The organism is Cylindrospermum sp. FACHB-282 (assembly GCF_014697195.1).
In the GTDB taxonomy this organism is placed as follows: Bacteria; Cyanobacteriota; Cyanobacteriia; order Cyanobacteriales; family Nostocaceae; genus Cylindrospermum.
In genome coordinates this window covers 46978-62779 of the sequence record NZ_JACJRJ010000026.1, presented here as the reverse complement: position 1 = coordinate 62779, position 15802 = coordinate 46978, and the positions used below count along the sequence as shown (strand labels likewise).

At 41.4% G+C, this 15802-nt stretch carries 12 protein-coding genes; 4 read left to right on the top strand and 8 right to left on the bottom strand.

Annotated features, from left to right (window positions below):
• Positions 1-56 precede the first annotated feature (56 nt).
• From H6G32_RS14840 to H6G32_RS14830, 3 genes are all read left to right on the top strand, one after another.
• A complete protein-coding gene (locus tag H6G32_RS14840) occupies positions 57-2063 on the top strand; it encodes a P-loop NTPase fold protein (protein WP_190459547.1) in 2007 nt (668 codons plus the stop codon).
• A gap of 31 nt (positions 2064-2094) precedes the next feature.
• Positions 2095-4707 carry a DNA translocase FtsK gene (locus tag H6G32_RS14835; RefSeq protein WP_190459545.1) on the top strand — a complete coding sequence of 871 codons (2613 nt, stop codon included), beginning with the start codon at positions 2095-2097 and terminating at the stop codon, positions 4705-4707.
• A gap of 588 nt (positions 4708-5295) precedes the next feature.
• A complete protein-coding gene (locus tag H6G32_RS14830) occupies positions 5296-6180 on the top strand; it encodes a ParA family protein (protein ID WP_190459543.1) in 885 nt (294 codons plus the stop codon).
• Between the two features lie 299 nt (positions 6181-6479).
• Here the strand turns inward: H6G32_RS14830 and H6G32_RS14825 are convergent, their stop codons facing one another.
• The 8 genes from H6G32_RS14825 to H6G32_RS14790 all read right to left on the bottom strand — a co-directional run bounded on the left by H6G32_RS14825 (position 6480) and on the right by H6G32_RS14790 (position 15017).
• Positions 6480-7040: a Uma2 family endonuclease gene (locus H6G32_RS14825; RefSeq protein ID WP_190459541.1), complete on the bottom strand. Its 561-nt coding sequence runs from the start codon at positions 7038-7040 to the stop codon at positions 6480-6482.
• A gap of 93 nt (positions 7041-7133) precedes the next feature.
• Positions 7134-10016, bottom strand: coding sequence for an isoleucine--tRNA ligase (gene ileS, locus H6G32_RS14820; protein WP_190459587.1), 2883 nt, complete (start codon positions 10014-10016; stop codon positions 7134-7136).
• Between the two features lie 208 nt (positions 10017-10224).
• The gene (locus H6G32_RS14815) at positions 10225-10500 is read right to left on the bottom strand and encodes a MoaD/ThiS family protein (protein WP_190459539.1); all 276 of its coding nucleotides are present in this window, start codon (positions 10498-10500) and stop codon (positions 10225-10227) included.
• Between the two features lie 45 nt (positions 10501-10545).
• The gene (gene thrC, locus H6G32_RS14810) at positions 10546-11850 is read right to left on the bottom strand and encodes a threonine synthase (protein WP_190459537.1); all 1305 of its coding nucleotides are present in this window, start codon (positions 11848-11850) and stop codon (positions 10546-10548) included.
• A 183-nt stretch (positions 11851-12033) separates the two neighbouring features.
• On the bottom strand, positions 12034-12294 hold the full coding sequence (locus H6G32_RS14805) for a MoaD/ThiS family protein (RefSeq protein WP_190459535.1): 261 nt from the start codon (positions 12292-12294) through the stop codon (positions 12034-12036).
• 24 nt (positions 12295-12318) lie between these two features.
• A complete protein-coding gene (locus H6G32_RS14800) occupies positions 12319-12960 on the bottom strand; it encodes a response regulator transcription factor (RefSeq protein WP_190459533.1) in 642 nt (213 codons plus the stop codon).
• Positions 12961-13137: 177 nt separating this feature from the next.
• Positions 13138-13707, bottom strand: coding sequence for a hypothetical protein (locus H6G32_RS14795; protein WP_190459531.1), 570 nt, complete (start codon positions 13705-13707; stop codon positions 13138-13140).
• A gap of 59 nt (positions 13708-13766) precedes the next feature.
• A complete protein-coding gene (locus H6G32_RS14790) occupies positions 13767-15017 on the bottom strand; it encodes a sensor histidine kinase (protein WP_309232603.1) in 1251 nt (416 codons plus the stop codon).
• A 255-nt stretch (positions 15018-15272) separates the two neighbouring features.
• Here H6G32_RS14790 and H6G32_RS14785 point away from each other — a divergent pair, with 255 nt between their 5' ends.
• Entirely contained in the window at positions 15273-15743 is a 471-nt protein-coding gene (locus H6G32_RS14785; protein WP_190459527.1) for a hypothetical protein, read from the top strand.
• Positions 15744-15802 lie beyond the last annotated feature (59 nt).

The window sequence follows — 15802 nt, the reverse complement described above, 5'->3', positions numbered from 1 at the left end:
TTTATATATTTTTCATTTTTTCTTTCAACAGTTCGCCCTCTCACTAACGTGTATCTATGACAGACATCAACGACATTATTAAACGTGAGGTCAACCCTTTTGGCGTGATCAATTTAAAGGCTAATAATTTTTGGGCTGACAAGCAAGATTCGACGCTGATGGTTGAATCAATTCATAAAGAGGCAATAATAGCTATTGAACATTTACTCGACGTAGTAGGTAAAGATCATCGTAGCTGCACAGTTTTGTTAGTCGGTGATTCTGGTTCAGGAAAAAGTTATTTACTAGGTCGGCTCAAACGCACTCTCAACCCCAAAGCCTTTTTCGCATATATTCTCTGTAACTGGGCTGATAGTAGCAATATCTGGCGGCATATTTTGAGTCGTACTGTTGATAGTTTAATTCAAGTTCCAGAAGGTGAAAAAGAATCACAGTTAATGTTATGGCTCAAAAGTTTATCAGCATTTACAAAAACTGATATAAAAGACAAAATATTTAAAGATAATTTTTGGGAAGCGCTGAAAAGCAGTCGTCAAAGATTCATTAACCACCTCAAGGAGACTTATAGAAGAACAGGTATTTATAACGCTGATATCTTTTTTGGAGTGCTGCACGACCTGGCAAATCCAGAATTATATGACTTGGCTTGTGAATGGTTACGCGGAGATAACTTAAGTGAAGATTCCATGAAAGAACTCAAGGTAAGAAACTGCATCGATACAGAAGATGCTGCGAAAAATATTTTGGCAAACTTTGGCAGAATCTCTACACAAACCCAACCAATTGTTTTATGCTTTGACAATTTAGACACTATGCCCCAGTTACCAGAAGGCTTCCTGGAAATACAACCTTTTTTCAATGTCAACACAACTATTCATGGGGATAACCTAAAAAACTTTTTGGTGATTATCAGCGTTATTACAGATACATTAAAACGTCATTTAGATCGTATTTTCCCAGCCGATAAAGCAGGAATACATCGAACAATTCAGTTAAAAAATATTACACTGGAACAAGCAGAAGCACTTTGGGCTTATCAACTTAAGCCATTACATCAACTAGCGAATCCTAGACCTAAATCCGAAATTTTTCCTCTAAATCGGCAAATTTTAGACATAACCTACCCTGGGGGTAAAACCATGCCTAGAAATACATTAATTCTAGGCCGTGATAAATATCAAGACTATAAACTCTCACTATTAAACGGAGGAGCCGGAGGAGGATCTGAGAAGACTCAATCAGAATTACAGTTGCTATGGCATAAAGAATATAAGAACAGCAAGGAAAAAATTACTAGGATATCTTCGCTATCATCATCTGAGTTAATTCAGATGTTGAAATACGCTATATCTGCCTTACAAATCCAGGCAGTTAAGCCTAAACTTTTAAGCGGAACTTTTGCTACTTATTCCTTAAGTTATCAACATCCGGTAAATGGGCAAAAAGTAGGTATAGTTTGGACAGAGGATTTAAACATGAAGAGTTTTTATTATGTAATGAATGCCTCCCAAACAGTAATTCAAAACAACCTATGTCAATCTCTTTACTTAATCCGCGCTGGAGATTTGGGAAAACCAAACCTTTCTGGAAATCAAATTTATAGACAGATTTTTACAGCTACTAATCATCATCATATTAAGCCAAATCTTGCTTCTATTCATTACTTAGCAACATACCTAAGTTTTGTAAATTCTGCAAAATCTCAAGAATTAGTAATTAATGGAAAATCCATTACTTTGCCAAGACTAGAAACTTTAATCCGTGAGTCTGAAATTTTGAATAAATGTACTTTATTGGGAGAGCTAGGGATAATTAAAAATGATCCTCCTACTCCGTTACTAGAGTTAATAGAATGTAAAGATTTTCTATTTAATCTAGTCGCAAGTCATCATTTTTTGGGGACACAAACTTTAATTAAAAATGCTCGTAGCACCTTTAATACAGTTAGCGAATCTCAAATTAATGAATTGATTCAACAACTATGTCAAGAGAATAAAATTAAAATTCTTGACCCCAAAGCAAAGCCAGAAGCTCAATTAATTTGCTTAGTTCCTCAAAAGTAATCTATCCAGTACAATTTATTTATATCAGCTAATGCATTACCTGAAAGACGCTGCTGAAATTTATAAGCAAATATCTCAACTAGCCTTAGCTAAAACCCTCTGGGTAGACACAGAAGTTGCTGATTGGGATACTCCTTATCCAAAGTTAGCACTTATTCAGGTATTGGCTGATCCTACAGATTCTACAGGTGAATCTGCTTACCTGTTCGATGTGTTGGGTAAACAGGATTTAGCAGATTATTTTATTAACCAAATCATGGTTAATCCCCAAATTGAAAAAGTTTTTCATAACTCTGGTTTTGATTTAAAGTATTTAGGAAAAACTCTAGCACAAAATGTAACTTGTACTTTAAAATTAGCTCAAAAGATTAAGCGCCAAGTTTTACAAACTACCAACTTAAAACTTAAAACCTTAGCGTACGAACTTTGCCACTTTTCCAATGTTGATGCAGATGAAGGAAAAAGCGACTGGGGAAAGCGCCCTCTGAGTCAAAAGCAGCTACAATATGCAGCAATGGATACGGTTTATTTAGCTGCTGTCCATCGTCGCTTACTCGAAATTTCTAACCCTAATGCTGTCAGTGATATTTTTACTATGGTAAAGAATGATTTTAATAAATCAACAGATAAATCTGAAAATTCATCTTTAACTGCTACTAAAGTCAGAGTTGCTTTTGAATGTCCCCGACTATTTTATCTAAATCATAAATTTGGTGATAAGGCAATATTTTGTCCTAAAAATGCCGCTGTTGGGATTGGTAACCTCTTTCACCAATTAGCAGATGATTTTGTGAAGTTACTTCTTACAGATCCACAATTTAAATTACTGTTTCAGTTACCCGCATCCCAGCTAAATATAGACGAAACTTACTCGCAAATTAAACAAATATTTTATCAAATCAAATTTTTTCCCTATTTACAAGAATCTGTTAGTAAAGATGCTAGCAAAGCATCTGTATTATTGCAAGTTTGGCAGGGAATGCAAGGACTAATTAGACAATTTACTGAATTATTAATAATCAATCGGCGTTTTTGCAGTGCTGAAACAGTTATTGGTAATACTTTTATTTCTGAAGAGCGCAGTATTGAACATTATTTTAATTTACCAGATGGGACAAAGCAACGGGTAAGAGGAGAATTTGATTGCTTAGTTTTTAACTGTGAATTAAAGCGCCTTTGTATGGTGGAGTTCAAAACCTATCAGCCTGTAGATCCAGCAGCACAATTAGCCCAAGTTTCTCTCTATAGTTATATGCTATGGGAGAAGAAAAAAGCACCTGTTGATTCAGCGGTTTACTGTGTTTTGCCAGAGTTTAAAGAGTATCGATATTCTTGGGAACAGCTAGAAAATACAGTTCATCAATTGATTCCCCGCAAATTATTACAGATGCAGCAATGGTTGAATTGGGAATCTCCAAATCCTAACCCACCACCTGCTACAACCCAGCCTCACCTCTGCGAAATTTGCCCCCAGCAGAAAAAATGTCAGACTTTGTTTGTTGCTGAATCTGATTCCCCCCAGCGCTTCCAGGAGGAGCAATCTATTGATGTTGAGCTAAATTTAGATCCTCCTCAACTCCCCTTACCAAGGGAGGAGACAGTTATCAATGCTGATGAAATAGGGGAAACTTTGGTTAATACTCTGCAATCTTTTGGTGTTGGTGTTGACTATCAAGGTGCTGCTGTTGGGCCTGCTTTTATCCGGGTAAAACTTAAACCTAATCTTGGTGTAAAAGTTATTTCAATACTGAAATTATCTGCTGATTTACAAGTGCAGTTGGGGTTAGAATATCCGCCTTTAATTGCGCCTCAAGCTGGATATGTGAGTATTGATTTACCGCGTACAGATAGGCAAATTGCCAAGTTTGAAGAATATATTCAACAGAAATTTTTGCCACCGACAGCACCGATAAAAATTGCAATTGGGGTAAGTATTGATGGTAAGTTGCTAGAGGCTGATTTATCTGATCCGAATACTTGTCACTTTTTGGTTGGGGGAAGTACTGGAAGCGGAAAGAGTGAATTTTTGCGATCGCTACTTCTAAGTCTACTCTACCGCCATTCTCCCCAACATCTGAAAATCGCTCTAGTTGATCCCAAGCGAGTTACCTTTCCAGAGTTTGAGCAGATGTCTTGGTTATATTCCCCAGTTGTCAAAGATAGCGATCGCGCGGTAGAACTGATGGAAGAACTACTTGCAGAGATGGAGTCCCGCTACCAAAAGTTTGAAAAAGCTAGATGTGCTGATTTAACCACCTATAATCAACGTTCCTCCCAGCCTCTACCCCGTATTGTCTGCATTTTTGATGAATATGCCGATTTTATGGCAGAAAAAGAAGTCCGCACCGTCCTAGAACAAAGTATCAAACGTCTAGGAGCAATGGCAAGGGCAGCGGGAATTCATCTGATTATCGCCACACAACGCCCAGAAGCCAGTATTGTCACCCCAATTATTCGCTCAAATTTACCCGGACGAGTCGCACTAAGTACCAAAAGCGAAGCAGATTCAAAAATTATTTTAGGTGGTACATCAAGCGTAGCCGCTTACCTGATAGGGAAAGGCGATTTGGTTTACCAAGTCGGGCCTCAGCTACAGCGCCTACAAAGCTTATTGGCGGCAACTATTCGCCTACCTTCAGTTTAGAGGATGTTTGTAAAGCGACTAGAAGTCGCGGCTACACAGACAAAACCCGCCTGCGCGGGTTAAAAATGTTGATTTTTCGTTAGACCAGGTCGGTGGACTTTGCCTGTGTAGTAGCGTTCGCGAAGCGTGCCGGAGGCTTTATTATATTCGCCCAAGACTTTTAAAACATCCTCTTAGAGGATGTTTTAAAAGTCTAATTTATTACTAGCCCTGGCGACTAGAAGTCGCGCGCCACATGCTTCAAGTCGGCGGAGCCGCCCAACGCAGTGGCTTGGCTACACAGACAAAACCCACCTCCGTGGGTTAGAAAACCCTTGATTTTGCGTTAGTCCACGGAGGTGGACAATGCTAGTGTAGTAGCGTTCGCGAAGCGTGCCGGAGGCTCTATTATATTCGCCTAATACTTTTCAAACAACCTCTTAGACTGAATGCACCCCACGCTGATATAATCTGACTGCTTCCAGGGATAACATATCGCTAAAAGAACTTTTTTGCATCCCGAAAAAGATTAAATTTAGCGAAGGTTTAAATAAATCAGGTAATGTGTACGCTACCTAGATGGGAATGCGTCATTAGAGGAATTAAGCAATGGGATATGTAATTGCAACTGCAAATATGAAAGGTGGTGTGGGTAAAACTACACTCACTGTTAACTTAGCTACTTGTTTAGCGAAAAATTATGGTAAGCGGGTACTTGTCTTAGATTTAGATAGCCAAATTAGTGCCACCCTTAGTTTAATGTCGCCTTTGGAATTTGCCAAGCGTCGCAAACAAAGAAAAACTTTTAGGTATCTGCTAGACGAAGTTATCAATCCTCAACCTGATGCTAAACTGACGATTCATGATATCGTTCAGTCAAAAGTATGTAATCTCCCAGGACTGGATTTATTACCGGGAGATATTGACTTGTATGATGAATTTGTGGTTTCAGAAATGCTGCATCAGCAATCTGTGGCTTTGGGTGAACAGGACTTTGAAAGAATTTGGAATCGCTTTGAAAGGGTTTTGATTAATAACATTTTAAAACCAGTGCGGGAAGAATATGATTTTATTCTTTTAGATTGTGCTCCTGGTTATAATCTATTGACTCGTAGCGCTTTAGCTGCTAGTGATTTCTATATCTTGCCTGCTAAACCAGAACCTTTATCTGTTGTGGGTATTCAATTACTTGAAAGACGCATTGCTCAGTTAAAAGATAGTCATGAATTTGAAGCGAAGATTGATATCAAAATGCTGGGAATTGTGTTTAGTATGTCTAGCGCTAATTTGCTGAATGGTAGATATTACAAACAAGTAATGCACCGCGTTGTTGAAGATTTCGGTGTAGATAAAATTTGTAAAGCACAAATACCTGTTGATGTGAATGTCGCTAAGGCTGTTGATAGTTTTATGCCGGCAGTTTTGCTTAGTCCTAATTCGGCTGGTTCTAAAGCGTTTAATCAGTTAACTCAGGAGTTGTTGCAGAAGCTTTAGTTACCGGACGACTGAAGTCGCGCGCCACATGCTCCAAGTCGGCGGAGCCGCCCAACGCAGTGGCTTGGCTACACAAACAAAGTCCGCCTGCGCGGACTAATTATTAGCTGATTGTGATTTTGGAGATTTTGTAGAGATGTTGCATACAACTAGGACTAAAGCTGCGTGTCACACTCAATGTAAGATTGTAAGGTGCGTCAGATGTTGAAAATCTGTTGATTGTTAACGAATTATCGAGTCTGACGCACCCTACGAATATGCCAGTTGCGTAAGTCCTGACAACATCTCTACATTTATTTCTAACATTCCCCTTTCAACAATTGCTGTACAGAAATGGTAATTTCTGGAAACGCCAAAGGGCTGATTTCTCCCTCTGTCAAAGTAATTTCCGAGCGATAATCACCATCGGCTGGTTGACGTAGGATTTTCACTTGGTGATGTTTTAAGTTTACAACCCAATATTCTTGAATTCCAGCAGTTGCATAGATTTTGCGTTTGATATCTAAATCTTTGTTTAAGCTGCTATTAGCGTATTCAATTAGCCAAAAGATGTTTTCTGGGTAAGGGTGACGGGTTCGATAAATAGCGCGGTTTGGTTCGACAATTGCTAAATCTGGTTCGGGTTCAGAATTGTTTTCTGGGATGGTAATGGGTTTAGCATCGCGCACTAGTGCTTTGTGAGTCAGGAGTTCTCGCAGGTAGTCAGCCGTATCGGTACTAAGTTGGGCGTGTTCCGGCCCCTCTGGTGACATATTAACAATTTCTCCATTCAATAGCTCGACGTGACGACTTTCTAAAAGACCGATTTCAATCATGCGGTGATAGTCTTCTAGACTCCATTTGGCGGTGGTTACGGTCATAATATTCTCCGTTAACCGTGCAGTTTATCTAATTTTGGCATATTTGAAAGTCTCGCCTGTCCAGAATAGCAGGCGAGACGCCTGCTCTACGGGCTAAAATTCGCCAGCTAAGGCGGGAATGCAACGTTCACATAGTAGGGGATGTTCCGCTGATTCGCCTACATGGGTAGAATAGTTCCAACAGCGATCGCATTTTTGCCCATCTGCATTCACTATCCCAATTCCCCAGGTATCAGACTGCAAGCTGTATTTCAATCCTTGCAGTGCTTCTGGACTATCCAACACTTCCACCTGAGAGGTGAGGAACAAATACCGCAGTTCATCGATACCATTACCGCTGGCTGGATTCAGGGATTTTACGGTAGCGCGTAATTGCTCATCAGTCACATATAGCAATGCTTTAGCCTCTAGGGAAGAACCAATCAATTTTTCTAGCCTAGCTTGCTCTAACACCTTATTAACCTCAGTGCGAAGTTGCCGCAATTGTTCCCAAGATTTCGCTAATTCTGGATTTTCCCATTTATCTTCTAATTGCACCCAACCAGCCTCAAACACTGATTTATAGGGTGTTTTATAGGGGATAAATTGCCAGATATCTTCAGCAGTATGACACAACACAGGTGCGATCGCCTTGACTAAATTCTCCAAAGCAATCTGCAACACCGTTTGACAACTGCGACGACGGAAAGCATCGGTAGAACTGATATACAGTCTATCCTTCGCCACATCTAAATAAAAGTTAGATAAATCCACAACGCAGAAATTCTGCACAGTTTGGAAAAAGCGGAAAAATTGGAAACTGTCAAAAGCTTCCGTCACCTCATTAAACACCTCACGGATGCGGTGCAGCATATACTTATCTAACTCTGGCAAATCCTCAAAAGGTACTGCATCAGTTTCTGGGTTAAAATCATCTAAGCTACCCAACAAAAACCGCGCCGTATTGCGAATTTTATTCCGCACATCTGCGAGTTGCTTAATGATATTGCTTCCCAAACGCACATCAGAGGAATAATCAACCGAAGACACCCACAACCGCAGCACATCTGCACCATAAGCCGGTTGTTGTTTTTGGTTGCTACCACCCTGAAGAATCAACTGAGGATCAACCACATTCCCCACAGATTTACTCATCTTCCGTCCATTTTCATCCAAGACGAAACCATGAGTTAACACAGTTTTATAAGGTGCAATGCCATTTACCGCCACACTAGTCAGCAAACTCGACTGAAACCAACCGCGATGTTGATCGGAACCTTCCAAGTACATATCCACAGGATAGCCTAACTCAGGACGCTGCTTGGCGACTGCTGCCCAAGATGAGCCAGAATCAAACCAGACATCCATTGTATCTGTACCTCTGCGGTAAGTCTTGCCATCGTTGCGGTATTGTTCTGGTAACAACTCCTCAACCGACAACTCCCACCAAGCATCAGAACCCTTTTCAGCGATAATTGCCTGAACGTAATTGATAGTTTCCTCATTTAGCAAGACTTCCCCGGTAGCTTCATCATAAAACACCGGAATAGGAACACCCCAACTGCGTTGACGGGAGATGCACCAATCAGAACGCTCTGCTACCATTGGAGTAATGCGGTTTTCACCTTGGGGGGGAATCCATGTTACGGAGGCGATCGCATTTAATGCAGCTTCCCGGAAACCCTCAACCGAAGCAAACCACTGCTCAGTCGCCCGGAAAATCGTCGGCTTTTTCGTCCGCCAATCATAGGGATACTTGTGTTGATAAGCTTCCTCCTTCAACAAAGAACCCGCCTCAGTCAGCGCATCAATCACCGCCTGATTCCCATCACCCAAAACATTTAATCCCGCAAACTTACCCGCCTCAGCCGTAAAATTGCCATTATCATCAACCGGCGCCAAGATAGGCAAACCATACCGCTGTCCCACAATGTAGTCTTCTTGACCATGACCAGGAGCAGTATGCACCAACCCCGTACCCGAATCAGTCGTAATATAATCACCACCCACCACAACCGGACTTACCCTATCAAACAGAGGATGACGATAAGTAGTACCTTCCAAATCCCTCCCCGAAAAACTCTCCTTAACCCTTAACTCCACATCCAACTTAGCAGATAAACCCTCCACCAAATCAGCCGCCACAATCAGATACTTGTATTCCCTTTGCTCCTTTGCGTCTTTGCGCGAAACCTCCACCACCGCATAACTCAAATCTGCATTCACAGCCACAGCCAAATTCCCCGGAATAGTCCAAGGAGTAGTAGTCCAGATAGCTACACCCAAATCCGGCAGATATGCCGCCAAACTAGATTTCAACGCCTCAGAAACCCCCGTAACCGCAAAAGCAGCATAAATACTGCGAGAAACGTGACCTTCAGGATATTCCAACTCCGCCTCAGCCAAAGCAGTTTTAGAACTAGGACTCCAGTGAACCGGCTTCAAACCGCGATAGATGTAACCCTTTAAGAACATCTGCCCAAAAACCCCAATTTGGGCCGCCTCGTATTCTGGCTGTAGCGTCAAATAAGGATGATCCCAATCACCCCAAACACCATAGCGCTTAAAGCTTTCGCGCTGATCATTAACTGTAGCAAGGGCAAATTCCTGCGCTTTTTTCCGCAATTGCAACGGTGTCAAGTTTTGCCGTTCTGCCGATTTCATGTTTTGCAGAACTTTCAACTCAATCGGCAGTCCGTGACAATCCCAACCAGGCACGTAGCGGACTTTACGCCCTTTCAGTAATTGGTAACGGTTAATAATATCTTTGAGAATCTTATTTAAGGCATGACCAATATGCAACGAGCCGTTGGCGTAGGGAGGCCCATCGTGCAGTATAAATAATTCGCCGGGGTTCTTTTCTGAGAGTTGAGAGTAAATTTTGTTTTCTTCCCAGAATTTTTGGATTTCGGGTTCCCGCTTGATAGCGTTAGCCCGCATATCAAAGTTAGTCTTGGGTAAATTTACAGTATCTTTGTACTTTCCAGTTTCTGTCACAGTTTCATGCCTAAGTTTAGGTGTGCAGGTTTCATCAATTATAGAAGATGCCACAATCCTAAATTGTAGTACCGTGCCCCAGGCATATTTTGAATGAGAGATTTTGGAATTTCCCTCCTGTAGGGTGAGAAGTTTGTCATTTTTTCCCCGCCAGATAGGGAAGGGTCAGCAATAGCTTTTTTACTGGCGGGTTGAGGCTTAAAATATTTCAACCACCTGCAACAGCGGGGACAATACTTACCTCATCACCATCTTTTAAAACTGTTTCTGTTCCTTCCAAAAAGCGGATGTCTTCGCTATTGACATACAAATTTAAGAACCGCCGTGGTTTTCCAGTGTCATCGCACAACCGAGATTTGATTCCTGGACAACTTTGTTCTAAGGAATCGAACAGTTCAGAGATGTTGCCACCACTACATTCTAGGGCAGCTTGGTTATTGGTAAATTTTTGCAGAGCAGTAGGGACTAAAACTGTTATAGCCATAGTTAATTATTTAGTGAAGAGTTGTTACTTGTCAGTTGCTAATGACTAAACGAGGACTTGCTGCCATTCTAGGCGGTTGAGTGTTTGGGATCTCTCTAGGGCTCGTTCAAAGCTATCGAGTTTAGCATCGATTGTCAAAGGTTCGCCAACATAGTCTTGTATGGCTTCTTGGGTTTTTAAACCATTGCCAGTGATGTAAACCACGGTAGTTTCATCTGGATCAATTTTGCCAGCTTCTACCAATTTTTTCAGCACAGCGACGGTTGTACCACCGGCGGTTTCTGTAAAGATGCCTTCAGTTTCTGCCAGCAGCTTGATACCTTCAATAATTTCTGCATCATTGACTGATTCAATATTGCCGTTAGTCTTCCGGGCTATTTCCATAGCATAAACACCGTCTGCTGGGTTGCCGATCGCAATTGATTTGGCAATTGTATTCGGTTTCACTGGTTTAATAAAGTCGCGCCCTTCCTTGTATGCTTGGGCTATGGGGGAACAGCCTTCAGCTTGCGCACCACTGAAGCGAACATCTTTGGCTGCCACTAAACCGACTTCTACAAATTCTTGGAAACCCTTATAAATTTTGGTAAACAGAGAACCAGAAGCTAGGGGAGCCACGATATGGTCGGGTAGCTCCCAACCCAGTTGTTCTGCAACTTCAAAACCCAGTGTCTTAGAACCTTCTGAGTAGTAGGGACGCAGATTGATATTGACAAAACCCCAGCCGTGTGTATTGGCAACTTCCGAGCAGAGGCGATTTACTTGATCGTAGTTGCCCTTAACTGCCATGAGAGTAGGACTGTAGATGAGGCTACCCAGGATTTTACCTGCTTCCAAATCGGCGGGGATGAACACACAGCAATCTAAACCGGCATGGGCGGCGATCGCAGCTGTAGAATTTGCCAAGTTACCGGTACTAGCGCAAGAAACAGTTGTGAAACCCAACTCTCTGGCTCTGGAGAGGGCGACAGACACCACTCGATCCTTGAAGCTGAGGGTGGGCATATTGACGGCATCATTTTTAATATAAAGCTTATTTAAACCCAGGCGGCGGGCAAGACGTTGGGAACGAACCAAGGGAGTCATCCCTGTGCCCACATCGATCACGTTGTCAGTGGCGACGGGCAAAAAGGGACGGTAGCGCCAAATTGAATTTGGCCCGGCTTGAATTTTTTCCCGACTCACAGATAGACGCAAGGCGCTGTAGTCATATTTGACTTCTAACGGCCCAAAGCATAACTCACAAACATGGCTGGCCTTTAGCTCATATTCCGTGCCACATTCTTTACACTTCAAAGCTTGCAAAATGGCAGTCGTTCCTTGGGTGTCTGTGGTTGTTGCCTGAGTCATAAACTGCTTTCCCTGTGATGTCCGTCAACTGTCGTTTGATACTAGCACGTGTAAAAATACCCGTCAAACATACCCGACTATTTTTGTCGGGTTTGTTTTTTGAATTATCATGAGAATGTCAAGTATATATACGCAATACAAAGCATGAATTGTCACAAACAAATATAAGACTATCCAGGTTAATTAGCCGCCGCTAACGGGTGGAATTAGCACCACTTCATCGCCATCTTTTAAGAGGGTATCTGGTTCGACAAATATCAAATTAATGCCAAAGCGGGTGATGTCGCGCCATTGAGCTAGTTCTGGGTGTTCAGTAATCAGGCGATCGCATACTGCTGCCACAGTTGTACCATGAGGAAATTCCCAAATTAGTTGAGAAACTCCATAGGCTTCTTGATAAGCAGCGAACAATTTGACGTTAACGGTGATTGCAGACTTAGTCATTGGTTCTTGGTAAACTAGCAAAGATCAAAAAGAGTTAGCAAAAATAGCTGCTTGAGTGCGATCGCGCAAATTTAAACGATTGAGAATACTGGTTACATGGTTTTTTACAGTTCTCTCAGAAATGTAAAGGGACTCAGCTATTTCGTGGTTACTAGCACCTGTGGCAATTAACTGCAAAACCTCTCTTTCTCTGGGTGTCAGTTCTGCTAAAGCCGGCGGTGGCGGTGGGGTGGGAGAATAGGGCACAGTTAAGGCTTTCTCCAGTAATCCTGGCCCTAGCTGACTATATCCTTGATGAACTGAACGGATAGCATTTGCTAATGGTTCTAATGATGTATCTTTTAACAAATAGCCCCTGGCACCAAATCGCATCGCTTGCCAAACATATTCATCATCATCAAAGGTTGTTAATACTAAGACTTTCACTGCTGCAAAGCGCTGACAAATGGCTTCAGTTGCGGCTACACCATCCATTACAGGCATACGGATGTCCATTAAAACTACATCTGGTTGTAGAGATGTTTCATAAACTTTTTCTAAAAAGGCGATCGCACTTTGACCATTTTCAGCTTCGCCCACAATCTGCAAGTCGCTTTTTGAACCCAATAAGCTTTTTAATCCCTGGCGAATAATCATTTGATCATCTACTAATAATAGGCGAATCATAGTGCTAGCCTCTATATCTAGAATAAATCCCCAGACGTTAAAATCATTATCCCAGATTTTTAATCATCAAATTTTTGCCGTGGTAGCGGTAAGAAGTTTTAAGAGTTCGTCCTGGCAATATAAATTGTGTTTTTTTTACACTAAAGCTTCAATAAGAGAAAATTCTCAGCGCCTTAGCTATTGAATTTGCTGTCTGCTTTGTAATGGTACTCCTGAACTTTGGTTTAGGGTAGTAACTGTTACACCTAAAGCCAAGAGCGAGATTATAGAAATTCCAATTAGCAATCTGACTTGCTGACGCAAATATTTCACCTCTCGACTCAGGGTTTCTGCCTCTAAGGGGTAATATGTTTGAACTTCGGAAACTTGAATAGGTATTGTACTAGGTGTATCTATTGGTGAATTTTCAAAACTTACCTTGGATAGCAACCAATTAGTAATTAACTGGGGACAGTTGTTCTTAAACCAATACCAGGCAACAATTTTAAATATAGGTTTAGACATCTGGGCAATTAATTTCATCATCCGGTTTAAAGGCACCACAGGAAACTTTTGGTTAATTAGATTGACTGAGCCAATATCATAGAGGCAGTCTAAAATCAGCTTAACAGTAGCTTCTTCATTGTTAACTAAGTTTTGCAGTAAAAGCTGAACATCATGCATTCGCTCTGCTTCAATAGCCTGGGTTGCTAATTTTTCTGGAGACTTTACTGATTTATTCAGAGATTTTTGTGTACTTATTGTCATAGGTTTATGGTAGCAAAGAATGTAATTTCACTACAAGTATCTTCAGGTATAAATACATCTCATCTAGAGTAAAATATAGCCGTGATTTGGCAACCAGCCCCTAGTGTACTAATGATTTTAAATTCACCTCCCAAGGCTAGGGTGCGTTCTCGCATTCCCTGAATGCCAAATCCTGTAGTGTTTTGATTGGGATTGAAGCCTTTACCATTGTCTTCTACTTGTAAATACAGATGTTCTAGAGTTGCTTGTAAGTTAATTTTGACCTGAGTTGCCGCGCCATGTTTGGAGATATTTGTGAGGGCTTCTTGAATAATGCGGTAAATTGTTGTGCTAACTTCAGGGGATAATGATAGAGGTAAGCTGAGGGTGCTTTTGGGGATAATGCCACTCCGGCGCTGAAAATCGGTTAACAATAAAGCGATCGCCGAAGCTAAAGATTTTCCTTGCAGGGGGTCAAAACGCAGGGTTGCTACAGATTGACGGACTTCCCGCAAGGCATTAGTACCAAGCTGTTTGGCTTCGAGTAAGAAGGTTCTGGTTTCATCAAGATTGGTTGACAGAAATAATAAAGCATTTTCTAGCTGGATACTTTGAGCTGTGAGGGAGTGTCCCAAGGCATCGTGAATTTCCCGCGCAATCCGGTTGCGTTCTTGTAATGTTGCTTGGTTTTCAATCTTTAGGGAATATTCTCGTAGTTGCTGATGAGCGATCGCTAACTTTTCTCGACTCTGCCGTTCTCCCAATAAAGCATTCACTAACAACAACACAAACACCAACACCAAGCCAAACAGCAATGCGGAATTGAATGTTAATTGCCAAACAATACTTTTGAGATTGTCTGCGTCCGGTGGTGATAGATTTGGTAACGGTGGTCTGACAAAGTCAATCTGCCCAAAGGGTGGTAAAGAGGTAAAAACGAAGGAGATAAACGCCAGACTTGCCACCAGCAAGCGTTGAGTTAATTGAAACACTAGGCAACTGCGCAGAACTAAAATCAACAGCAGCGATGGTGGAAACCTCATACCCCGTCCGCCTGCCACACTTACCAACAAAATTAAGCAAAATCCTAACCCAATGTAAAGTGCTTTAAATAATAAGTTATGCCCTGGCAAGCGCAAACCCATAATACCAAAGCTAGCTAGGCTCAAAAATAACAGCAGTAAATTTTGGGGAGAAACAGGCTGTAAAAAGGGTGGATAAGGGAATTTTATCAACGGAAACTCTGTCAAAAGTGCTATTACCAAGAGAATCCACTCTAGGTAAAGTAGTAGGCGAAAAGGGTGGGGTTGGAGTTTGATCGGGGAGTTCACAGCGGCAACTTGGAAAAATAGAATATTTTCTACTTTCTCCATTAAAAACTCAAATTAAAGATAAAGCAATCCTATCTAAGTTATAGAAATTTTTTTTATTTTAGGCAAAGGCGCAACTGCAAAACGGAGTAGGACTAAAGTACTAGATAAAATTAGTACTTTAGTTGCAACGACATTTAGGATATTTGATCCAGGCGATCGCTAGGGCAAATTTCTAAGATAAGAACATCACAACAGAAATTTGCTGGAGACATTATGCAACTCAAACATCGATTCCTGCCAATTTGGATTGGGACAGCTAGCTTAATTATTAGCTTGGGGGTAACAATAGCTTATGCCCAAAGTCCCAATGAACCATTACCAAATAAACCTATAACTGCTGGGGCTCCATTTGGTAAACCTCCACAAGAATTTCCCGAACTAGCAAACATAAATCTGACTCAAGAACAAAAAGAAAAAATCCAACAAATTCAACGGGAAATCATGCCACAAATTGGGGGAATTTTACCCCGTCCTGATTTGACACCGGAGCAAAAAAAACAATTTGAGTCTGGCCAACCAGTTCAAGTTACGCTCACACCGCCGACATCTGAACAAAAAGCCAAATTGGAAAAACTGATACAAACATACCGAGAACGGGTAGCAGAAATTTTAACTCCTCAGCAAAGGCAGCAGTTTGAGCAAAATTACCAAGATGTAATAAAGCAGCGCGGTGAGTTGAAATAGTAGAGATGTTAAATACAATTTCTCTCTGAATGGTTTGGGGGTATGGTTTATCCGGCGTA

Excerpts from the sequence above, each read along its gene's own strand:
- H6G32_RS14840 (WP_190459547.1), top strand. The coding sequence starts at position 57 with ATGACAGACATCAACGACATTATTAAACGTGAGGTCAACCCTTTTGGC.
- H6G32_RS14835 (WP_190459545.1), top strand. The coding sequence starts at position 2,095 with ATGCATTACCTGAAAGACGCTGCTGAAATTTATAAGCAAATATCTCAA.
- H6G32_RS14830 (WP_190459543.1), top strand. The coding sequence starts at position 5,296 with ATGGGATATGTAATTGCAACTGCAAATATGAAAGGTGGTGTGGGTAAA.
- H6G32_RS14825 (WP_190459541.1), bottom strand. The coding sequence starts at position 7,040 with ATGACCGTAACCACCGCCAAATGGAGTCTAGAAGACTATCACCGCATG.
- H6G32_RS14815 (WP_190459539.1), bottom strand. The coding sequence starts at position 10,500 with ATGGCTATAACAGTTTTAGTCCCTACTGCTCTGCAAAAATTTACCAAT.
- thrC (WP_190459537.1), bottom strand. The coding sequence starts at position 11,850 with ATGACTCAGGCAACAACCACAGACACCCAAGGAACGACTGCCATTTTG.
- H6G32_RS14805 (WP_190459535.1), bottom strand. The coding sequence starts at position 12,294 with ATGACTAAGTCTGCAATCACCGTTAACGTCAAATTGTTCGCTGCTTAT.
- H6G32_RS14800 (WP_190459533.1), bottom strand. The coding sequence starts at position 12,960 with ATGATTCGCCTATTATTAGTAGATGATCAAATGATTATTCGCCAGGGA.
- H6G32_RS14795 (WP_190459531.1), bottom strand. The coding sequence starts at position 13,707 with ATGACAATAAGTACACAAAAATCTCTGAATAAATCAGTAAAGTCTCCA.
- H6G32_RS14785 (WP_190459527.1), top strand. The coding sequence starts at position 15,273 with ATGCAACTCAAACATCGATTCCTGCCAATTTGGATTGGGACAGCTAGC.